The 22028-nt window shown below is 66.9% G+C and carries 17 protein-coding genes; 10 read left to right on the top strand and 7 right to left on the bottom strand.

The features are described from left to right. Positions 1–429 precede the first annotated feature (429 nt). Complete coding sequence (locus HLG70_RS25170; protein ID WP_171662881.1) at positions 430–2121, top strand: sodium:solute symporter family protein; 1692 nt, start codon at positions 430–432, stop codon at positions 2119–2121. Positions 2122–2152: 31 nt separating this feature from the next. Beyond that, a complete protein-coding gene (locus HLG70_RS25165) occupies positions 2153–2275 on the top strand; it encodes a putative transporter small subunit (protein WP_213697135.1) in 123 nt (40 codons plus the stop codon). A 41-nt stretch (positions 2276–2316) separates the two neighbouring features. Here the strand turns inward: HLG70_RS25165 and HLG70_RS25160 are convergent, their stop codons facing one another. Further along, entirely contained in the window at positions 2317–2754 is a 438-nt protein-coding gene (locus HLG70_RS25160; protein ID WP_171662882.1) for a PaaI family thioesterase, read from the bottom strand. 4 nt (positions 2755–2758) lie between these two features. Continuing rightward, entirely contained in the window at positions 2759–3559 is an 801-nt protein-coding gene (locus HLG70_RS25155) for an IclR family transcriptional regulator (protein WP_171662883.1), read from the bottom strand. A gap of 168 nt (positions 3560–3727) precedes the next feature. Here HLG70_RS25155 and HLG70_RS25150 point away from each other — a divergent pair, with 168 nt between their 5' ends. The 4 genes from HLG70_RS25150 to HLG70_RS25135 are packed head-to-tail and all read left to right on the top strand — an operon-like array spanning position 3728 to position 8751. Further along, positions 3728–5305 carry an acyl-CoA synthetase gene (locus HLG70_RS25150; protein ID WP_171662884.1) on the top strand — a complete coding sequence of 526 codons (1578 nt, stop codon included), beginning with the start codon at positions 3728–3730 and terminating at the stop codon, positions 5303–5305. 18 nt (positions 5306–5323) lie between these two features. Next, positions 5324–6469: an FAS1-like dehydratase domain-containing protein gene (locus tag HLG70_RS25145; protein WP_171662885.1), complete on the top strand. Its 1146-nt coding sequence runs from the start codon at positions 5324–5326 to the stop codon at positions 6467–6469. Positions 6470–6499: 30 nt separating this feature from the next. Next, entirely contained in the window at positions 6500–7744 is a 1245-nt protein-coding gene (locus HLG70_RS25140) for a CaiB/BaiF CoA transferase family protein (protein ID WP_171662886.1), read from the top strand. 41 nt (positions 7745–7785) lie between these two features. Next, a complete protein-coding gene (locus tag HLG70_RS25135; RefSeq protein WP_171662887.1) occupies positions 7786–8751 on the top strand; it encodes a Bug family tripartite tricarboxylate transporter substrate binding protein in 966 nt (321 codons plus the stop codon). 2 nt (positions 8752–8753) lie between these two features. On the opposite strand, the gene HLG70_RS25130 is transcribed toward HLG70_RS25135, so the two are convergent. Then, entirely contained in the window at positions 8754–10172 is a 1419-nt protein-coding gene (locus HLG70_RS25130; protein ID WP_171662888.1) for an MFS transporter, read from the bottom strand. Positions 10173–10312: 140 nt separating this feature from the next. Between HLG70_RS25130 and HLG70_RS25125 the strand changes: the two genes are divergently transcribed. Next, positions 10313–11215 carry a LysR family transcriptional regulator gene (locus HLG70_RS25125; RefSeq protein ID WP_171662889.1) on the top strand — a complete coding sequence of 301 codons (903 nt, stop codon included), beginning with the start codon at positions 10313–10315 and terminating at the stop codon, positions 11213–11215. Between the two features lie 36 nt (positions 11216–11251). On the opposite strand, the gene HLG70_RS25120 is transcribed toward HLG70_RS25125, so the two are convergent. The 3 genes from HLG70_RS25120 to HLG70_RS25110 form a co-directional block, all read right to left on the bottom strand. Further along, positions 11252–12766: an argininosuccinate lyase gene (locus HLG70_RS25120; RefSeq protein ID WP_171662890.1), complete on the bottom strand. Its 1515-nt coding sequence runs from the start codon at positions 12764–12766 to the stop codon at positions 11252–11254. A gap of 165 nt (positions 12767–12931) precedes the next feature. Continuing rightward, positions 12932–15313, bottom strand: a complete 2382-nt coding sequence (locus tag HLG70_RS25115) for an autotransporter outer membrane beta-barrel domain-containing protein (protein ID WP_171662891.1) — start codon at positions 15311–15313, stop codon at positions 12932–12934. Between the two features lie 314 nt (positions 15314–15627). Then, on the bottom strand, positions 15628–17667 hold the full coding sequence (locus tag HLG70_RS25110) for a sensor histidine kinase (protein WP_171662892.1): 2040 nt from the start codon (positions 17665–17667) through the stop codon (positions 15628–15630). A 68-nt stretch (positions 17668–17735) separates the two neighbouring features. Here HLG70_RS25110 and HLG70_RS25105 point away from each other — a divergent pair, with 68 nt between their 5' ends. Next, positions 17736–18434: a response regulator transcription factor gene (locus tag HLG70_RS25105; RefSeq protein WP_171662893.1), complete on the top strand. Its 699-nt coding sequence runs from the start codon at positions 17736–17738 to the stop codon at positions 18432–18434. Between the two features lie 54 nt (positions 18435–18488). Continuing rightward, positions 18489–19397 carry a LysR family transcriptional regulator gene (locus tag HLG70_RS25100; protein WP_171662894.1) on the top strand — a complete coding sequence of 303 codons (909 nt, stop codon included), beginning with the start codon at positions 18489–18491 and terminating at the stop codon, positions 19395–19397. A 24-nt stretch (positions 19398–19421) separates the two neighbouring features. Here the strand turns inward: HLG70_RS25100 and HLG70_RS25095 are convergent, their stop codons facing one another. Continuing rightward, positions 19422–20960 carry an AMP-binding protein gene (locus tag HLG70_RS25095; protein ID WP_171662895.1) on the bottom strand — a complete coding sequence of 513 codons (1539 nt, stop codon included), beginning with the start codon at positions 20958–20960 and terminating at the stop codon, positions 19422–19424. Positions 20961–21254: 294 nt separating this feature from the next. Between HLG70_RS25095 and HLG70_RS25090 the strand changes: the two genes are divergently transcribed. Further along, a complete protein-coding gene (locus HLG70_RS25090; protein ID WP_171662896.1) occupies positions 21255–22013 on the top strand; it encodes a class II aldolase/adducin family protein in 759 nt (252 codons plus the stop codon). Positions 22014–22028 lie beyond the last annotated feature (15 nt).

Below are 22028 nucleotides of genomic sequence, written 5' to 3'. Positions count from 1 at the left end.
GTCATCGGGGGTACCCGTCACACGGCCGCGCACAGCGGCCCGGCGCCAGCGCCGAAACACCACCACCCAGCCCAGGCCCCACGGCCGGCGGCTGCGGAACAAAACCCTGCTTATCCGGCAGGATCACTGCTCACCGCATTGAGCCCGTCAGCGCCAACGACCTCCGTGTCCGCGGCGCCCCGGCCCTATGCCGCAGCAAGGCACCAATACGGTGTGTCTTGAGTCTGTCCGATCCGGGCTGCCATCCCCTGCCCGGCCGGGCAGGCATGCGATCGCGCGTTCGAAACGAAAACACGGAGTCCGCGATCCACTGGTGTTTCGCCCTCGCCATGGGAAGGCTAGCCGCCCATCGCACCCCGCGGAAACGGCGCTCACGCAGCCACGGCCCCCGGGCCCTGACATGGCTGTCGAGGAGTAAGGACCCACAAGATGCAAGAGACAGTTTTCTTCCAGTTATCGGCGACCACCGCCATCCTGTTGCTCGCCGGCTTCTACGGCGCCACGTTCCTGATGTCGCTGTTCATCGGCGAGAAGAACGAGAATGTCGACGGCTACATGGTGTCGAACAACGCGGTCGGCTTCGGCCTGTCGACCGCCAGCATGATCGCCACCTGGATCTGGGCCGCCTCGTTCTATGCCAGCGCGACGTCCGGCTTCAAATACGGACTCTCGGGCCCGCTGCACTATGGGTTCTGGGGCGCCCTGATGATTCTCTTCATCTATCCCTTCGGCAGACGCTTCCGGCAACTGGCCCCCAAGGCCCACACGCTGGCCGAAGTGATCCATGCGCGCCACGGCACATCCAGCCAGATGATCATGGCCGTGTCGAATATCGTGGGCAGCTGCATCAGCCTGATGGTGAACTTCACCGCGGCGGGCGCGCTGGTGTCCATACTCAGCCCGCTCAGCTTCATCCAGGGCGTACTGATTGCCGGACTCGGCGTGCTGTCCTACACCTTGTGGTCGGGCTTCCGGACATCGGTGATGACCGACTTCGCGCAGCTCGCGGCAATGATCATCGCCGCCGTCATCATCATCCCGCTGATCTTCTTCAATGCCGGCGGCCCGGACCTGCTGCAAGCCAATATGTGGCGCCTGAACAGCGACCAGGCTGACTTCTATTCCACCAAGGCCATCATGGAGCAGGGCGCGCCCTACTTCGTCGCGGTGCTGGCCTACGCGATCGGCAACCAGACCATCGCCCAGCGCCTGTTCGCCGTGCGCGAAGACCTGATCAAACCCACCTTCCTGACCGCCACGGTCGGCTACGGCGCCGTGGTGATCGGCCTGGGCATGCTGGGCCTGCTGGCGCTGTTCGTCGGACTGGAACCCGCCAACGGCGACATGAACAACATCATCCCGCAGATGGCCTCGACCTATCTGCCGCCCTTCGGCATTGCGCTGTTCTTCCTGCTGGTGGTGGGCTCGCTCTCGTCCACCGCCGACTCCGACCTGGCCGCGCTGTCCGCCATCGTCATGACCGACGTCTACGCCAAGAACATCGCTCGCGGCCGTCCGGACCCGCGACGCATGCTGTGGTGGGGCCGCGCCACCATGATCATCGCCACGATGATCGGCGTCATTTTCGCGAGCCTGCGCCTGGATATCCTGGTCATGCTGGTGTTCGTCGGCGCGCTGTGGGGCGCCATCGTCTTCCCGGTGATCGCCAGCTTCTACTGGGACCGCGTCGACAACCGGGCCTTTGTCTGCTCCGTGCTGTCGGCGGTGGTCCTGTTCACCATCGTGCGCTTCGAGCTGGTGCCCATCCAGGGCGCGGTGGCCGTTTTCTTCGAGGTCTTTTCCGCCATCGGCGGCGCCGTGGTGCTGGGACTCATGGCGTTCGGTTTTCTGGGCCGCCGCATCGCCATCGCCATCGGCGGGATCGCGGTCCTCGTCATGCTGCCGTTCTTCGTCGGCACCCTGCGCGACTACATCGTGCTGATGGGATCGCTCACCGCCTACGGCGTCAGCGCAACCGTCTGCGTGGTCTTGAGCCTGCGCAATCCGCATCGCTTCGACTTCGGCCTGCTGGCCGAGCGCGTCACCTCGTTCCATCGCGAGCAGGAAGCCCTCGCACAACCGCTGGCGGGCAACCCCGGCGCCGAACCGGCCAGGGCTTGAATGTCCAGGGCCGAAACACTAGGAGATTGATATGTGGTTGACCGCTTATTTTCTGATCTGGCCGGCGATATCCGCCGCCATCCTGGCGCTCCTGTGCGTAACGCTGTGGAAGGACATCCGCGCCGCCAGGCGCAGCGGGCAGTCGATGATCTGAGACAGCGCGGCGGCCTGGCATGGCGGGACGCCGCGCAAGATTCACGGCGCGAGCGCCGCGCCTCCCAGCACCTTCAGCACCGCCGCGCCCGTCGCCACCGCGCTCCCGGCCACGCTCAGTTCGCCCTGCATGAACACCAGGCTGGAAGTCGCGCGCACGACGCGCCCGCGCACCTCCAGGAACTGCCCCGCGCGCGCCGCCGCCAGAAAGTGCGTGTCCAGCTGCACCGTCACGCAGGCGCGGCGCGCAAGCGCCTCCCATGCGATGGCGCTGAGCGCATGGTCCAGCAGCGCGGTCAGCAAGCCGCCGTGCACCACGCCTGCGGGATTGAGGTGATCGCTGGTGGCCAGCAGGCCATAGGCCCAGCCGTCCGCTTCCTTGCGGACCCACAGCGGGCCGATCAGGCCCGCGAACCCCGGCAGCGACTTCTGGCGCCATCCGTTGGCGTCTGGCGATTCGATGGTGGGCGTCGCGCTCATGGGATCAGTTCCGGGTTGCCAGCAGTTGGGACAAGGCGTTCGCCTCGGCCTGCAGGTCCCGGGCCAGCGCGCCGACGCGCGCCGCGTCCAGCTGCTCGGCCAGGCCTGCCGCCACCAGCGCATGCGTCATGCGCTGGTGGCTGTCGAACACCGGCACCGCGATCACGACGACGCCGTTGATGTAGTTGTTGCGGTCCAGGCTGTAGCCCTGCCGGCGCACGGCATCCACGTCTGCCTTCCACTCGGCGAACTCGGGCGCCTGGTCCCAGCGCAAGCTCTTGAAGCGGCGCTCCAGTTCCTTCTCCGAAAAATCCGAGAAGGCCGCCACCAGGCGGCCCGTCGCGCTGATCAGCGCGGGGAACCGGCTGCCCACATCCACGTGCAGGCGGAACGGCGCGGTGGAACGCGACAGCGCCAGTACAACCATGTGGTCGCTGCCCGCGACCTCGACGCCGATGGCCGTGACGTTCGCCGCGCTGGCGATCTTGTCCAGCACCGGCTGCGCCAGGGCGGGGAACGGGCTGCTTTCGATCACGCTGCGCGCCAGCGTCAGCATGCCCACGCCCAGGCTGTAGCGCTTGGTGCCGGCGTCGACCTTCACCAGCCCCTCTTCCACCAGCACCCGGAGGATGTGCAGGCAGGTGCTGGTCACCATGCCCAGTTCCTGCGAAATCGCCTTCAACGTCATCGGTTCGCCACCCCTGCCCAGCAGGCGCAGGATCGCGATCGACCGCGTCACGGCCGGAACCGGCCGAACGCGCGGGCCCGCCGCTGCCGTGGGTTCCTGGGTACTGGTTTCACTCATCTCGCTCTCCGTTTTTATTGCGGCAAGCATACCTTGCGCGCGGCCCTGGATACCGGCCGCCCGGGCCATATAATTGTATATATACAATCAATGGACGTAGTTGACAATTTAAAAGTCGGCGCGCATAGTCGCTTCAACAGGTTGCCGACCCAAAACAGGTACGACGAAATGACGAAGCTGACCGAGACCACCTCTTATGCGGACGCCCAGGCGCTCTGCTCCCCCGACAAGCTCTGGGAGCTGTTCGATGGCGATCGCGAGCGGATGAACATCGCCCACGAATGCATCGACCGGCATGCGGGCAAGGACCAGCCCGCCATCATCCTGGTGCGCGCGGCCGGCGGCGACGAGTCCTACTCCTTCCGGCGGATCGCCGAGGAATCCTCGCGCTTCGCCCATTACCTCGCCGCGCAGGGCATCCGTCCCGGCGACCGGGTGGCGGTGATGCTGGAGCCCTCGCTGCCCTTCTACGTGGCCATGTTCGGCGCGATGAAGATGGGCGCCATCGCGGTGCCGCTCTTCACCCTGTTCGGCCCCGACGGCATCCGGCTGCGCGTCCAGGACTGCCAGCCCCGCATGCTGGTGACGAACGCCGAAAAAGCACCCCTGGCCGCCGGCGGCGCGGATATGCGCATCGTCATTGCCGATGACGCGTTCCTGGGCACGCTGGCCGCCTACCCGTCGCGCTATGACTGCAGCACGCGGGCCGACGACCTGGCCATCTTCCAGTACACCTCGGGCACCACCCGCGAACTGCCCGACGCCGTGAAGCACACGCACCGCGCACTGGTCACGCTGATGCTGGCCGCGCTGTACGGCACCGGCGTGCGTCCCGGCGACCGTTTCATGTGCCCTTCGTCGCCCGCCTGGGGGCACGGCCTGTGGCACGGCACGCTGGCGCCGCTGGCGCTGGGCGTGACTATCGGCGCCTACGCTGGCAAGTTCAATGCCGAACGCCTGCTGCAGGCCCTGCAGGATCACGGTTTCAACAACATCTCGGCGGCCGCCACGCATTACCGGATGATGCGCAACTCCGGCGTGGCGGATCGATATCGCTACCGCCTGGACAAGGTGTCCTTCACCGGCGAACCCATAGACAGCGAAACCTCCGCGTTCGTGGAAGCCACCTTCGGGCGTCCCGTTTGCAGCATGTACGGCACCACGGAAATCGGGGTGTGCCTGGTCAACTATCCCGGCGCGCCTGATTTCGCCGTCAAGGCCGGGTCGCTGGGCAAGCCCGTGCCCGGATTGCGCGTGGAAGTCCAGGATGCCAACGGCAAGCCCTGCGCCCCCGGCGTAACAGGCGAACTGAAATTGTGGCGCCGCGACGACTGGGTCGCGACCAAGGACTTGGGACGAGTCGATGAGGACGGCTACTTCTGGCATGGCGGCCGCGCCGACGACGTCATCATTTCGGCCGGCTGGACCATGAGCGCTGTCGAAATCGAGGACGCCATCCTGAAGCATCGCGACGTGTCCGAAGCCGCCGCCATCGGCGTGCCGGACGCTTTGCGCGGCCAGGTCGTCAAGGCCTTCGTGGTGTCCGCCCGCCCCGGCGACGACGCCTTCGTCGAAGAGATTCAAAACGCCGTGCGCAGCCGGCTGGCCCAGCACGAATACCCGCGCCAGGTGGTGTTCGTGGCGGAGCTGCCCAAGACGCCCGCTGGAAAGATCCATCGCAGGAAACTGCGGGAGCAAGAACTTGCGACCGCCAGCACGACGCCCGCCGGCGCCGCGCACGCCTAACCACACCGAGGAGACATCATGCTGACCAAGACCAAAACCGAACGAAGCTTCCCGAAGATCACCGAACGCGGGCTGGACGAATTGCGCGAGCGCATCGGCGTCAAGATCGGCGCCACCGCCGAACCCTGGTGCTACGAAGCCACGCGCGACAACATCCGCCACTACGCCCACGGCATCGGCGACGACAACCCCTTGTGGTCCGACCCCGAGTACGCGGCCAAGACCCAGCACGGCGGGATCATCGCCCTGCCCAGCTTCCTGTTTTCCACCAGCCGCATCGTGTCCGGCTACGTGGGCGGCCTGCCCGGCGTGCATGCCATGTGGTCGGGCGCCGACTGGACCTGGCACAAGACCGTCAAGCGCAACGACACCATCTCCACCGAAGCGCACCTGAAAAACCTGATCGAGCACCAGACCCGGTTCGCCGGCCGCGCGGTGCAGCAGATCTATCACGTGGACTTCTTCAACCAGGACGGCGACAAGGTCGCCGAAGCCGACAGCTGGTGCTTCCGGACCGAACGCGACCATGCCCGCGAACAGGGCAGCAAGTACAAGGAAGTGCGGGCCCGCGAGCCGCGCCGCTACAGCCCCGAGGAAATCAAGGAAGCCTACAAGCTGTACGCGCAGGAAGAAGTGCGCGGCGCCACGCCCCGCTACTGGGAAGACGTGAAGGAAGGCGAAGAGCTGCCCGTGATGTTCAAGGGCCCGATGACGGTGACCGGCTTCATCGCCTATGCGCAGGGCTGGGGCGGTCTGTACATCCGCGCCAACAAGCTGGCCTGGCAACTGATCGACGCGCACCCCGGCGTGGGCATCACCAACCGCTTCGGCATTCCCGATGTGCCCGAACGCGTGCACTGGGAAGAGGAATTCGCGCTGGAGGTCGGCGCGCCGGGCGCGTACGACTACGGCCCGGAACGCAACTCGTGGCTGACGCATCACCTGACCAACTGGATGGGCGACGCCGGCTTCCTGCGCAAGTCCACCTGCAAGATCCGCCGCCATAATCCCGAGGGCGACATGCTGTTCTTCAAGGGCCGCGTCACGCGCAAGTATGTGGAAAACGGCCGCCACCTGGTGGAGATCGAACAGGAAGCGCGCAACCAGGACGACGAACTATCCGTACTGGGGTCGGGCGTGGTCGAATTGCCCACCCGCGGCTGAACGCAGGGCAAGACCAAAGCGAGGTCGACCATGTCTGGTTCATCGGAACATGCTGCACCCGCCCCCGACGCCCCCGCCCGGGGCGCGCTGGAGGGCTTGCGCGTCATTGATCTGTCCCGGGTGCTGGCGGGGCCCCTGTGCAGCCAAATGCTGGCCGACCAGGGCGCGGACGTGATCAAGGTCGAACCACCCGGCGGCGACGAGACGCGCGCCCTGGGTCCGCCCGTCAACGCCGATGGCGACGCCGCCTATTTCACGGCGGTCAACCGCGGCAAGCGCGCCATCGGGCTGGACCTGTCCCAGCCTGCCGGCCGCGACGTCCTGCTGACCCTGCTGGACGACGCCGACGTCCTGATCGAGAACTTCATCCCGGGCACGATGGCCAGATGGGGGCTGGACTACGAGGCGGACCTGAAGCACCGTTTTCCCCAGTTGATCTATTGCGGCATCTCGGGCTTCGGCGACGACGGTCCGCTGGGCGGGCTGCCCGGCTACGACGCCATCCTGCAGGCCATGTGCGGCCTGATGAGCGTGAACGGCGATCCGGCCAGCGGCCCCACCCGCATCGGCATCCCCATCGTGGACCACCTGACCGGCTACACCGCGCAATCCGGCATCCTGCTGGCGCTGTATCACCGTGCGCGCACCGGCCAGGGCCAGCGCGTGGAAGTCACGCTGTTCGACACCGCCCTCAGCTTGCTGGTGCCGCATGCCGCCAATTGGATGCACACGCAGCGCGCCCCTGGCCTGCTGGGCAGCGCGCATCCCAACATCGCGCCTTACGACCGCTTTGCATGCCAGGACGGGGCCATCTTCCTGGGCATCGTGAACGACCGCCAGTTCCGCCGGTTCTGCGAATACGCTGGCCTGGCGGCGCTGCTGGAGGACGCGCGCTTCGCCACCAACCGCTCGCGCCTGGAACATCGCGACGCCTTGCGCGGGGCCATCGAGGAAGCGCTGTCGTCCCGCCTGCGCGGCGCCGTCTGCGGCGACCTGATGAAGCTGGGCGTGCCGGCGGGCCCGGTCAACAGCGTGCCTGAAGCCTTCGAACAGGCGCACACCGTCCATCGCGGCATGCGCATCGACCGCGACGGTTATCACGGCATCGGGACGCCGGTCCGATTGTCGCGGGCGCCCGCCCGCGTGGACCGCCTGCCCCCCGCCTACGCGCAGCACACCGACGAGGTCCTCCGGGAGGCCGGCCTCGACGATACCCGGATCGCGGCCCTGCGGGAGCAGGGTGTTTTGCCGCGCTGGCCTCCTTCCAAGCCGTAGCCGCAGGTAATGCCATCAAATAAAAAATCGAGGAGACCACCATGAAGACACTACGCCTGATCGCCGCGCTAGCGGCGCCGCTCCTGTTCGCGCAGCCCGCCGCCGCCGCCGACAGCTATCCCTCCAAACCCGTCAGGATCATCGTCCCCTACCAGGCGGGCCAAGGCACCGACGTCGCCGGACGCTATCTTGCCGAGTACCTGGCGCGCGACCTGGGCCAGCCCTTCATCGTTGAAAACCGGCCCGGGGCGGGCGGCAACATCGGCGCGTCCGAAGCCGCGCGCGCCGCGCCTGACGGCTATACGCTGCTGATGGGCACCAACGGCACGCACGTGCTGAACCAGTACATGTATGCGTCCACCTCCTTCGACCCCGAGAAGGACTTCGCCCCCATCATGCTGGTCAGTTCCTTTCCCATGGTGCTGCTGACCACCCCCGCATCGCCCTATGCCAGCCTGGCCGACCTGCGCAACGCGGCCACGGCCAAGCCCGACAGCGTCAACGTGGGCATGCCCAGCACCACCGCGCGGCTGGTCTTCGAACTGCTCAAGCAGCAAGGCGTGGGCAGCCTGCGCGGCATCCCCTACAAGGGCTCGGCCACCGCCACCACGGATCTGCTGGGCGGCCAGGTCCAGGTCGGCATCGACACCGTCAGCGCGGCCCGCTCGTTCATCACCGGCGGCAAGCTGCGCGCGCTGGCCGTGACCTCGCTGAAGGAATCCGCCCTGCTGCCCGGCGTGAAGTCCGTGGCGGCGCAAGGCCTGGACGGCTTCCAGGTCATCGCCTGGAACGGGCTGTACGCCCCAAAGGGCACGCCCCCGGCGGTCGTGAAGAAGCTGAATGACGCGCTTGCGGCGATTCTTGCCCGCCCGGAAGTCAGGCAAAAGCTGCTGGACCTGGGCCATGAACCCGGCGGGGGCACGCCCGAGGAACTGGCGACGTTCGCCCGCAGCGAGCGCCTGAAGTGGCAGCCGCTGATCGCGCAGGCGGGCCTGAAGGCGGAATAGGCCTAAGGCCGGACGGCGGCCGGCTTCGTCCTGCTGGCCGCCGCCACGGCCGCGGCCAGCAGGATCAGCGCCGCGGCCGTCGCGAATACCGCGCGCAGCCCCGCCGCAAGCGCCTCGGGCGGCGCGCTCGCCAGTTCCGCCGTCCCGGCGCCGGCCGCGAACACCGCGCCCATCGCCGACGCGCCGGTGATCAGGCCCAGATTGCGCGACAGGTTCAGCAGGCCCGACACGGCGCCGCGCTCGCCGCCGCCCATGCTCCCCATCACAACCGTGTTGTTGGCCGCCTGGAACAGCGCATAGCCCGCGGTGACCACGGCCAGCGGCGCCACATAGCCCGCCACGCCCAACGCCGCGGACGCCATCGGCAGCATGGCCGACGCGGCCGCCATCGCCAACAAGGCGGCCAGCGTCATGGGCCGGGCGCCGAAGCGATCCACGCAACGGCCGGCGGGCACGCCAGCCAGGGCGGCCACCAGCGGACCGCAAGACATCGCCATCCCGACTTGCGGGGCGTCCAGCCCCAACGCGCCCGCCAGGTAGAAGGGGCCCACCACCAAGGTCGCCATCATCACCGTGGCGACCAGCGCGCTGGCCGCGAAGCCTCCCGCCAGCGCGGCATTGCCAAACATGGCCGGCCGGATCAGCGGATGCGCGGTCCTGAACTCGACCCACATGAACAAGCCCGCGCCGCCCGCCGCCGCCGCCAGCAGGGCGCCATTGAGCAGGCCGAAACTGCCCCGCCCCAGCGTCATGGACAGGGCGTAGGCCGCCAGGGACAGCGCCAGCAGCGCACTTCCCAGGCCGTCGAAGCGGACCGGCTCTTGCGTGCCACGCCGCCGATCCGCGGGCAGATGGCGCCAGGCCAGCCAGAACGCCAGCATGCCCAGCGGCAGGTTGACCAGGAAGATCGCCCGCCATCCCGCCCCCGCGATCAGTGCGCCGCCCAACGTCGGCCCCAGCGCGGTGCCGGCCGCCGACATCGCGCCCAGCAGGCCCATGGCGCTTCCCACCCGGTCCTTCGGCACCGCCTCGCCCGCAAACGCCATGGTCAGCGCCATCAGTACGGCGGCGCCCAGCCCTTGCACGGCGCGCGCGGCCACCAGGACCCAGAGGCCAGGCGCCGCGCCGCACAAGACCGACGCGGCGGTGAACAGCGCCAGCCCCGCCAGCATCAGGCGCCGCCGGCCGATCAGATCGCCCAGCCGGCCGGCGCTGACGACCGCGGTCGTGATGGCAAGCAGATAGGCCAGCACCACCCACTGCACCGCCTGGAAGGAAACGCCGAAAGCCTGCGCCAGCGTCGGCAGGCCGACGTTGGCGATGCTGGTGCCCAGCGACGACAACAGCATCGCCAGGGACAGGCAGGCCAAAAGGGCCCGGCGCGGCCGGGAAGGCAAGGGGGAAACATCGGAAACGGGCATGATCCAGTCCAGCAAGGGAAGACAAGACCCAGCGTAGGGCCGATGCACGACTAGCGGAAGACGCAGCATTTGCACTGAATACATGCATGCGGCGCCATGTCATTCTTTCCCCCGCGCCACGGGCATGCTACGTTTGCCGCATGACCATGCCCGATCTCAATCTGCTGATCACCCTGGACGCGCTGCTTGCGGAAGGCAGCGTGGCGCGCGCCGCCTGGCGCCTGCGCCTCAGCCCCTCGGCCATGAGCCGCGCGCTGGCGCGCCTGCGGGAAACCACGGGCGATCCGCTGCTGGTGCGCGCCGGGCGCGGCCTGGTCCCCACTCCCCGGGCGCTGGAACTGCGCGACCGGGTCGGCGTGCTGGTGCGTGACGCGCAAGCGGTGCTGCGTCCGGCGGAGCATCTTGATCCGGCGCGGATCGTGCGCACGTTCACGCTGCGCGCGAGCGACGGTTTCGCGGAGAACTTCGGCCCCGCGCTGCTGGCCCGGATCGGCGCGCAAGCGCCCGGCCTGCGGCTGCGATTCGTGCAGAAAACGGACAAGGACAGCGGGCCGCTGCGCGAGGGCGCCGTGGACCTGGAGACGGGCGTGGTGGGCGAATCCGCCAGCCCCGAACTGCGGACCCGCGCGCTGTTCCAAGACCGCTTTATCGGCGTCATGCGCGCGGGCCATCCGCTAAGCGGGGGCAACGTCACCCTGGCGCGCTACGCGGCCGGCCGGCACATCCTGGTATCGCGCCGCGGCCTGGAATCGGGCCCCATGGACGAGGCCCTGAAGCCGCTGGGGCGCGAACGCGACATCGCCACCATCGTCGGCGGCTTTTCGGCGGCGCTGGCGCTGGCCCGCGAATCGGACCTGATCGCCACGGTGCCTGAACGGCACACCGGGGCCATGCGGGAAGGCATGCGCAGCTTTGCCCTGCCCTTTCCGATGGCGCCCTTCATCGTGTCGATGCTCTGGCATCCAAGAATGGACGGCGATGCCGCGCATCGCTGGCTGCGCGGCTGTGTCCTGCAGGCCTGCGGCAAGCAGGCCTCGGATTAGCCGTGGTCCCGACCCGGACCACGGCCACGGCCGGTCCTATTGCTTCGGCGCGCTGGCCACCAGGGCGTCGAACTTCTTGTCCAGCTCGGCCAGCGAATCGCGGATGTGCGCGCGGCGCTCCTTGATCCACTTGTCCTGCGACGCCAGCTGCGCGCGCGCGTCCTTCAGCATGCGGTCCATTTCCGCCGGCTGGGGGCCGCCGCTGGTGGCGCGGTTCTTCACGATGGCCACCGGGTCCAGGGTCGAACGGAACTCCGCTACGCTCATCGGCAGGTCGGCGGGGTACTTCGATCCCTTCATGGCGTCCGCGTAGATGCGGCGCGCCTGGTCATAGGGAAAGTCCAGCGGCTTGATGTTGTTGGACTTGGCGTAGGACACGACTTCCGAGGCGAAATGGTGTCCGGCGCGGAACGGCAGCTTGTACTTGTGCATCAACACGTCGGCCAGTTCCTGTGACGCGGTCCAGTCGCTGTTCAGCTCTTCCAGCGCGCGGTCGGGGCTGATGACCATGGCCTTGAGCACGCGATCCCAGCGCTTGAGCGCGGAGATGCCGCTGTCGACCATCGCCGAATTCTGCTTCACGTCCTTGGGATCGCTCATGCCCGGCGTGATGTTGTGCGTTTGCAGAACCGGGCCCATGGCCAGCGTCACCGCGGTCGACGCGTCGCTGCGGGTGTCGTTGAGCAGGCCGGGATTGCGCTTTTGCGGCATGGCGCTGGACACGTAGGTATTGCCGCCGCCCTCTTCCAGCAGGATCCAGGGGCGCGACTGCGCGTACTGGGTCATGACGTCTTCCACGAAGTTGCCGGTGCGCAGCGCGATGCTGGTCACGATGGAGGCGACTTCGACGGGCTGGTCCATCGACGAGATCTGCGAAGCGTCGTAGGCGTTGTCGACCAGCGCGGCGAATCCCAGGTATTGCGCCATGCGCTTGCGGTCCAGCGGCCAGCTGGTGCCGTTCAGCACCGTGGTGCCCATGGGAGAGCGGTCGATGCGGACATAGGCTTCGCGTATGCGCTGGGCATCGCGCGCCAGGCCCGCCGCCTGCCCCAGCAGGTAGTGCCCGTAGCTGTTGGGCTGCGCGGCCACGCCGTTGGTGTAGTTCGGCACGATGGTGCCAGCGTGCTTGGCTGCCAGTTCCACCAGCGTGGTGGACGTGGCGTTCAGCTGGTCGGCCAGTTCCAGCAGCTTGTCGCGCAGGATCGCGCTGCGGTAGGTGGCGTGCATGTCCTGGCTGGAGCGGCCCGCGTGCAGCAGGGTGATGTCCTCGCCCGCCGCCTTGATCAGCAGCGGTTCGAAGGTGATGACGCTGGCCGGCCGCTTGGCGCCCGGCTGGTTGCCGTCGCTGATCACCTTGGCCACGCCGGCCGCCAGGCGCGGCGCCATGGACTTGTCCAGCAGCCCTTCGTCGGTGTTGATGACCGCGGTGGCCTTGTTGATCTCGCCCAGCCAGAAGAAGGGGTCGCGGGGCGGAGACTGCTGGGCGGACGCGGTATTGGCGCCCAGCGTCAACACAAGGGCGGCGCCCAGGGCGGGTAGAAACTGTCTCATGGCGTTCTCGTTATAGGGGTGGCCGGACAGTTTATCCAAGCGGCTTGCCCACGGACATCCTGTATTTCACGGATGAACAGGCAAGGCCGCAGGGCGAAAAAAAAGCTGGCGCCAGAGGCGGCCAGCTTTTCTCGTGCGCCCGGATGCGTGCGCCCAGCCTGGAACTTAGAAGCGCCAGCTCACGTTCACGGTGCCCGTGTTCTGGCGGTTGCCGTCGCCGAACTGCCCGGAGTAGGCCAGGCCGAGGGTGGCGTTCTTGCTCATCGCCAGGTCCACGCCCACTTCCATGACCGCCGCGTCGCGCGCCAGCGGCGTGCCCGCCACGGTGAAGGGCTGGCTGCCATCGAACGACATCTTGGCTTCCGGGTTGACGTCGCCGTAGGCGTGGCGCCATCCCAGCATGCCGCGCAGGCGGCCGGCCGTTTCCTTCACGTCGAAGGTGGTCTGCGCGCGCAGGCCCAGCGTGGTCGTGCCCACGTGATTGGTGCTGCTCTTGCCGCTAAGCGCCGCGTCGCCGCCCGACTCCGAGAAGCCGCGGGTGCGCAGGTCACTGAAGTCGGCACCGACAAACGGCTCAAGCGTGATGCGGTCGGTCAACGGAATCGCATAGCCTACATCGGTAAAGATCTGGCCGGTGCTCGCGCTGTAGTCGGCCTTGAGCTCCTGGCGCTCGCCAGCGGCGTTGATGTTGCGCTTGCTGCTGATGTCGTGCCACGTGTAGGCCAGGCCGGCGGTCACGTTGATCTTGCCCTGGCCGGCCTCGAAGGCCTTGCCGCCATAGATGATCGCGCTGTAGCTGTTCACATCGGACTTCGCGGAGCGGTCGTCGACGGTGATGCGGCTGTCGGTGTAGCCGAACGCGCCGCCCAGTCGCCAGCCATTGCCAATGCCATGGTCGCCGCCCAGGAACACGCCAGCGTCGGTTTCCTTGGTCCTGGCCACGTTGTCGTTGCCGTCCATGGTGCGCCAGTTGCCGAAGACCTGCGCCCACATCGGCTGCGCCGCGGAACGCGGCAGCGTGGAGGCATCACCGCGGCCCACTTGGGCCGTGGCCGGGCCGGGCAGCCAGCCGGCGCTCATGTTGGCGCGCAGTTGCGCCGTCGGCAGGCTGGCCACGTTGTTGCTGACGTTCTGCATCGCCGTCACGCTGCTGCCGAACGATTCGCCCGCCAGGTCGGCGAACACACCGGCCGGGGCGCCTTCAGGCAGGTTGAGCACACGCGAGTACAGCGAGCTGGTCGTGGGCAGGGTTTGGACCGCCTTCGCGGCCGAACGCTGGTTGCCGGTCACGGCCAGGTCCGAAAACTCGATCGGACGGGTTCCGCCCCCGGAGCCGGAGCCGGAGCCGCCCGTGCTGCCGGTGCCGCCGCCGTTGTCCACGGGCGGGATAACGGGGTCGACCGGAACCGACTTCAGGTTGACGGTCAGCACCACGTCCTTGCCCTGGTAAGCCAGCTTGGGATCCAGGTACGCCAGGTTGCTGGACAGGCTGTCGAACTTGCCGTTCAGGCCGCCGTCCGCGGTCACGATGGTGTAGCTGGTCGCCGCGGCATAGGATCCGCCCGAACCGACGTGGAGCACCGAGCCCGCGAGATTGGCCACGCCCATGGCGTGCACGCTGTCGCTCTTGCCGTCGTGCGTGGCGTCGACACGGTAGGTCGAGTCCGCATTGAAAGTCAGGTCACCGTTCACCGTCAGGGCGCCAACCGGCGCCTTGGCCGTGCCGGGCGACAAGGTCGAGCCCGCGAGCAGCGTGGTCGGACCCACGTCGCCCGACCCCGCCAGCGTGCCGCCGATCGACATCAGGCCCTTCACTTCCTTCTTGGAGAGGGTCAGCGTCTTGCCAGCGGCGACATTCACTTGCTGGACGGTGATCTTCGCAGACGGGGCGAAATCGGCGTTGACGTTCAGCGTGCCGCCGCTGCCCGTGATGGCGCCCGTGATGTCGCCGCCATCGAAGTTCAGGGTGGACACGCCGAGCTTCACGTCGCCGGCGATCGTGCCGGTGTTGGTGATGGTCATCGCGCCCACTGCCCCCGCGACGTCCAGCGCCACATCGTCGCTCTTGCGGTCGATGGTGCCGGTGTTCAGGATGCCGCCAGCCACCATGGCGTCGTTCACCACGAGGCCGTACTGGAGCACACCCGTGTTGACGATGCGTCCCCCGACCAAGCTGCCGCCGGAGACTTCCAGGCCCACGCCAGTGCCATAGCTTCCCGTGATACGGCCATCGTTCAAAATGTCGCCGCTCACAGTGCTGGCGTTCACAATGCGGATGGCATTCGTTCCGCTCAACTGGCTGCCGACCAGGTTCCTGATCGAACCGAACACCTGCGAACCGTCTATCTCGATGCCGGAACCCGTGCTGGACTCATTCCACAAACGGCCATCGTTGATGATGTCGCCGGCGCGATGCGCATGGTTGATGAGGCTGATGGACGTGTAGCCGCCGGTATTGGTGATGTCGCCCACCACCGGAAGGCCGAGGCTCAGATTACCGTCTTGAATGAAGTCGCTGCCCACCGCAAATGCGGACGGAGCGGTCAAGGGGGAAAAACTCAGGCTAAGCAGGACGGCAAGACGAGTAAGCGGAAAGCGGCGAGACATTTTGTAGTGACCATGTAAATTTCGTGTCGGAAATATACTGATCCTTGCAAAATCAAACCTGAGCAAATCTAAGCAATTTGTAAACCGGCGCCATAATCCGAAAATTGACGCCATAAAGAACGATGAAGCCGGATTTTATTAAACCCTTCAACTCGTGACAACAAACCGACAAAGATACAAGTAGATGCTTTAACGCAACAATTGCCCATAATCGACGACCCGCAACTCAAAACGGTGACGCAGCCCGCGGCCGATCAGCTCTCTCGGCGTCGCGGCAGGGTCAGGCAAAAGCACACCGGTTCTTCGCCGCCCGCGGATTCAAGCAGCACCGTCCCACCCAGTCGCTCGGCGATGGAACTGACCAGATACAGGCCCAGGCCGGCGCCCGGATGGCGCAGCGCGTTTTGTCCCCGATAGTATTTCTGAAACAGCCGCTCCTGCTCGGCCGGCGGGATGAGGCTGCCCGGGTTGGCCACCGCGATGCGCAGCATGCCGCCGTCCTCGCGCACCTCCACGCGCACCGCCCCGCCCTCGGCGCAGTGCCGGTCCGCGTTGGCCAGCAGATTGCGCAACGCGATGCGCAGCATTCCCGCGTCGCAGTCCAGCACGTGCTCGCCCGGACCGTAGTCGTGGCGGATGCGCCCGGGCGGGAACTCCCGGTCCAGGTCCGCCAGCAGCGCCGGCACATCGCATTGGGACATGCGCAGCGCCGCCCGCGGCTCGCGCATGCGGTCATCGGTCAGGTATTCGTCCACCAGCGCCAGCAGACGCATGGCGGCGTCGCGAATGTTGCCGCAGCGCGCCAGGCTTTTCTCGACCGGCGCGGCAAGGTTGCGACCCAGTTGCTGCGCCGATGTGGTGATGATGGCCAGCGGCGTGCGGAATTCGTGCGACACCATGGCCACGAACTCGCGCTGCTCCACAAACACCTGCCGCTCCTTGTCCAGCGAGGTGCGCAGTTCGCCTTCCAGTTCCACCCGGCGTTCGATCTCGCTCTGCATTTCGGCCGTGCGCAAAGCAACTTCCCGCTCCAGCCGATGGCTGTGCTGCCGCGCCAGGTCCGCCGCCAGATTGGCCTGCTGCAGCTCCCGGATGCGGCGTTGCCGTTCGTAGCGCCCCACGATGAACAGGCTCAGCAGCAACATGTGCAACATCGTGCCCAGCGTGGAGACATATTCCGTGAACGCGTTGACGGGAAAGACGCCCAGGTTGCGCAGAAAGGCGATCAGCACGCTCGCATAGAACACGCCAAAGGCCAGCGCGAAAAAGCGCGCCGGCCGCCAGCCTCTTTTCAGCAGGAAGGCCGCCAGCGTGGAAAAGCCGACGATCAGCAGCAGGGCCAGCGCCTGGACCGGCTGCATGCCCCAGGCGTAATTCCCCGTCACGACCAGCGTCGCGCAGGCGACGGCAATCCCCCAGAACAGCGCCTCCAGCCCACGCACCGCGCGCGGGTAAAGCGCCACAAGGTTCAGCTGGTGGAACGCGATGCGCAAGGCGATAGGCAGGCTCATGGCGATGCCGACGCCCAGCAGGCGATCGCTCCAGCCCACGGGCAGACCCGTGAGTTGCTGCACCAGCCCCAGCGACAAGACTTCGTTGAACACGCAGTTGCCGATATAAGCCAGGAACAGGCCGCTCATCGGCGCGCGCGTGACCAGCCAGAAGGCGGCATGCGCGCAGATCAGCAGCAAGTAAAAGCCAAAGTACAAGCCGAACAGCAGCCCTTCGCGGCGCGACTGGTTGTCAAAAGCCAGACGCTGCCAGACCTCCACGCGCGTCGCGAGCGCATTCTTGCTCTGCAGGCGCACCAGGATGACGTAGTCGCCCGGGTGCGAGGGATTGAATGGAATGACCGGACTGCGATAGTCCACCGGCCAGTCGCGGCGCGCCAGGTCCTCGCCGCTGCGCCCCAGCGGCGCCCAGCCGCTGCCGCGGCTGACGTACACGCGCACATCATCCAGCAGCGAATTGCTCAGGCGCAGCATCCAGCCACCCTGCGGAATCTGGCCGACCCGCAGCGGCAGCCGCAGCCAGACCGTCGCCGGCGTGAAGCCGGCGCTCAGATTTCCGGGCAGCGGCGTCCAGCCGCGGGCGTCGGCGGCGCCGTCGGCATCCAGCCCGCCGTCCGGATCATCCAGGCGCTCCAGATGGCCGCCGGCATCCTCCACGCGATCCTGCCCGTCAAGACGCAGGGGTTCGGCACGTGCCTGCCCGGCCACCGCCAGCACGGCTGCAAGCAGGCAGGCCAGCAGCGCCAGCCACGCACCCGCCGTGGGGTAATATTTCCGTTTCATCAAGTCGCATTTCCAGTGCAACCAGGCAGATTACACCAGCCCCCCGGCGGCATCCTCAGAGGCATTGCATGCCTGACGTGATCCTGCTGGAAGACGAACCCGTCCTGCGCCAGGAACTTGGCGAGTTTCTGGAAGAGCTGGGCTACGCGCCGCTGTGCGTATCCAGCCTCGGAGAATTCGACCAGCACTTCGACGCCAGCCGCCATCACCTTGCCGTCATCGACATCGGCCTGCCCGACGGTTGCGGCCTGGACCTGATCCAGCGCCTGCGCCGGGATGGCCAGCAGGTCGGCATCGTGGTGTTCAGCGCGCGCCACACCGGTCCGGACAAGATCGCGGGCCTGGGGATGGGCGCCGACCATTATCTGGGCAAGGGCTGCGACCTGGACGAGCTGGCCGCCACGCTGGCGGCCCTGGCGCGGCGCCTGGGCCTGCAACGTCCGCCCCAGGAAGATCCGCCCGCCGCCTGGCGCCTGGAAGCAGGCCCGCGGCGGCTGCACATTCCGAACGCGCCGGCCGTGCCGTTGTCGCAGCAAGACCTGATGGTGCTGCGCTGCCTGATGAGCCGCCCTGGCGAGAACATCAGCCGCCGGGAGATCATCGAAGCCCTGGGCGCCGATTATCTGGAATACGATCAGCGCCGCCTGGATACGCAAATGCGGCGGCTGCGCCGGCGCGTCGAAACCGCCAGCGGCCAGACCCTGCCGGTCAAGACGCTGCGCAACAGCGGCTACTGCTTCTATCTGCCGGCGCAAGTCCTGGCGTGACCAGCGGCCCAGCCCTTTCCTATAACATAGCCGCGACAGTCATCCCCCCTACCCATGCCCCGTCCGAATCTGGTTAATGCCGAAACCCTGTGCCTGATCGCAAAGCTGGGCAGCTTCCGCGCCGCGGCCGAACGGCTGCACACTTCGCAGCCGGCCGTGTCGGCGCGCATGAAGGAACTGGAGCAGGCGCTGGGGTTTCCGCTGTTTGAAAAGCGGGGCCGCCGGCTGGAATTGACGGTGCCCGCGCGCCGCTTCGCCGAACGCGTCGAACCTTTGCTGCTGGCGGTGGAAGACGCCTTCACCGACGCCGAAGCCGTCACCAATGCGGCCGGCACGGTCCGCATCGGCATGGGCGAGATCTCCATGACCTGGTTCTCGCGCGTGGTTCCCGAGCTGCGCCGCGCCTTGCCGCGCGTCTCCTACGAGATCGAACTGGACCTTGCGGTCAAGCTGCAGGAGCACCTGACGTCTGGCGCGCTGGACATCGCCATCGTGGCCAATCATCTGCGCGATGACCAGTTCAACTGCACCTCGCTGGGCACGACCCGCATGTCCTGGATGATCTCGTCGCGGCTGCTGACCGACGCCCAGGGCCAGCCGCGCCCCATGCAATCGCTATTGCAGACCGAGCCCCTCTGGTGCGTCTCCCGCCCGTCCGGGTTCTTCGGTCCCGCGCAAGACGAGCTGCGCGAAATGGGCGCCAACCTCGACAATATCTGCAGCTGCAATCGTTTGAACAGCCTGATCGATGTCGTCGAGGCGGGCGGGGGAATTGCCCAGCTCCCTGAAATGATGGTGGCCGAACAGGTGAAGGCCGGCACGCTGGTCCTGGTGGACCCGGACCTGCCGCCGCTGACGCTTGAGTTCACCATCGCCACCCACCGCAATCAAGGCCAGGCCGTGGTCCAGCAGGTCGTGCAGGCCCTGACGCGGCTGGGCAAGGCCGCCACGCGCCAGGCCTAGCCCGGTGCGCCCTTCCCGGGCGCCTCAGGCATCGAGCAGCGCCCGCTTGAGCACCTTCCCGCTCGCATTGCGCGGCAGTTCCGCCATGAATTCCACGTGCTCCGGCACCTTGAAGTACGCCAGCCTTTCGGCGCAGTACGCCCGGATGGCGGCGGCGTCTTCCTCGCGCTCGCCGTGCAGGACGACGAAGGCCTTTACCGCCTGATCCCGGATCGGGTCGGGAATGCCCACCACGGCCACGTCGCGCACGTCCGGGTGGCCCATCAGTGTCTCTTCCACCTCCGCCGCGGAGATGTTCTCGCCGGCCCGCTTGATCACTTCCTTCTTCCTGCCGAAGAAAAAGAAGTTGCCCTTGGCGTCTTGGTAGCCCAGGTCTCCCGTATGCAGCCAGCCGCCTTCGAACACGGCCTGCGTCGCGCCCGGATCCTGGAAGTAGCCCAAGGTCAGCGTCCGCCCGGGCTGGCCCCGCACGACGATCTCGCCCACCTCTCCGACGCCCACCGGCTGGTTGTCGTCGTCCACCACGAACACTTCGCGGTCCGGCGTCGGGCGTCCGATGGACGGATAGGCGGAGGGCGACGCGTGCGGCTGCAAGGTGATGTAGAGCATGGATTCGGACTGTCCGTAGCCATTGCGCAGCGGAATCCGGAAGCGCTCGATGAACGCCTCGATCTCGGGCACCGATATGTTGATGGCGTAGCCCGCGTACCGGACCTGGTGCGCCGTATCGAATGGCGTGGGGGGCTGGTTCAGCAAGGTGCGGCACAGCATGCCGGACAGACTGCATACCGTGATGCGATGCTCTATCAGCTGACGCAGGTAACGCGACGCGCTATAGCGTTCGCCGATCACCGCGGTGGCGCCCGCCGTCAGGCAGGACAGTACCGTCTCCTGGCAGTTCGCGTGAAACAGCGGCTTGTTGTTGAAGACCCGGTCCGCGCGGGACAGCCCGCTATTGGCTGCCCCCGCCTGGCCGCACCAGAGCAGATTGGCCTGCGTAAGCATCACGCCTTTCGGCCGCGCCGATGTGCCCGAGGTGTACAGGATCTGCGCCAGATCGTCGCTGCCCAGCTCAGGCGCATGAAAGTTCTCGGGCGCTGCCGCCAGCGCGTCGTGCAGGCCGTCCGGCCGCAAGCTCCCGCGCCCCACGGCCACGATGTCCGGCGCATGTTCCATGCCGGCGCAGACCTCGCGCACCAGCGCCTCGTGCGAAGGCTCGACCAGCGCCAGGACCGGCTGGCAGTGCGCAAGCTGGTAGGCCACTTCCGGCGCGGTCAAGTAGATGTTGCCCGCCACGATCACGGCGCCTGCCAGCATCAGGCCCATCCACAGGGGCACGTACTCCGCCGTATTGCCCATGAATACGAAGACGCGGTCGCCTGGCTGCACGCCCTGGGCCTGCAGGCCCGCCGCGTAGCTCAGGGCGCTCTCGCGCAATTGAATGAAGCTCAGCTGACTGATGTCGCCATTCTGGTACTCGTGCACAATCGCCACCCGATGCCCGTGGCACAGCGCCTGCTCATCGAGCAAATCCTTGATCGTGCGATTTCCTACAGCGTCCATCCAGCCTCCCGTGTTTCTCGTTTTCAAGGGCGTCCCGGCGGGGGCCGAGCGCACATCCTGTTTAAGAAAACGAGTATAGGAAGCAGCATTTCACCGCACCAGCTAAACGTTTTTATGCGTATTCATCAAGGTTTCTCATGCATCCGCGCACGGCCGACGCATCGACGGAATTTATGCGTTTCCATCAAAACGTTTTCTTAGTTTCCGGCGGCGGGAAAACCTATACTCCGGTTGAAAGGCGCGGCACATGACCGGCGCCATCAATCAAAAAAACCAGAGACAGGAGAAGGCGCCGTGACCGGGGCATCGATAAAGGAGCAGGTTTCAGCCGAGGAATGGGCGGTGCGGCTTGACCTGGCCGCCGCCTACAACCTGGCGGTCGCCATGCGCATGACCGACCACATCTACACGCATATCTCGGCCCGCGTCCCCGGCGCCGAGCCCCACTTCCTGATCAACGCCTATGGCCTGACGTTCGACGAGATCACCGCATCGAACCTGGTCAAGGTGAACATCGACGGCGAGATCCTTGTCGATCAAACCGGCCTGGGCATCAACCCCGCCGGCTTTGTCATCCACAGCGCCATCCATCGCGCCCGGCATGACGCCGCCTGCGTCATGCACACGCACACGGCCGCCGGCATTGCCGTGTCCGCGCAGCAAGCGGGCCTGCTCATGATCTCCCAGCACGCGATGCGCTTTCACCAGCGCATCGCCTACCACGACTACGAAGGCGTGGCGCTGGATATGGACGAGCAGCAACGGCTGGTCGCGGACCTCGGCCCGCACAGTGCGATGATCCTGCGCAACCACGGCCTGCTCGTCTGTGGCGCGACCGTGCCGGACGCATTCGATGCCATGTTCTACCTTGAGCGCGCTTGCCAGGCGCAGATCGCCGCGCTGGCCGGAGGCATGCCATTGGTGATTCCGCCGGAGGCCGTGGCCGAGAAGGTCGGCCGCCAGTTCGATCGCCTTGACCGCCCGTCGCGCCACAAACACTGGCCCCCCCTCCTCCGGATGCTGCAGCGCATCCGGCCTGAATACCAGGATTAGCGGCAATAGCGCCGC

The organism is Achromobacter deleyi (assembly GCF_013116765.2).
Classification (GTDB): Bacteria; Pseudomonadota; Gammaproteobacteria; order Burkholderiales; family Burkholderiaceae_B; genus Achromobacter; species Achromobacter deleyi_A.
This window is presented reverse-complemented; position numbering and strand designations above follow the sequence as displayed.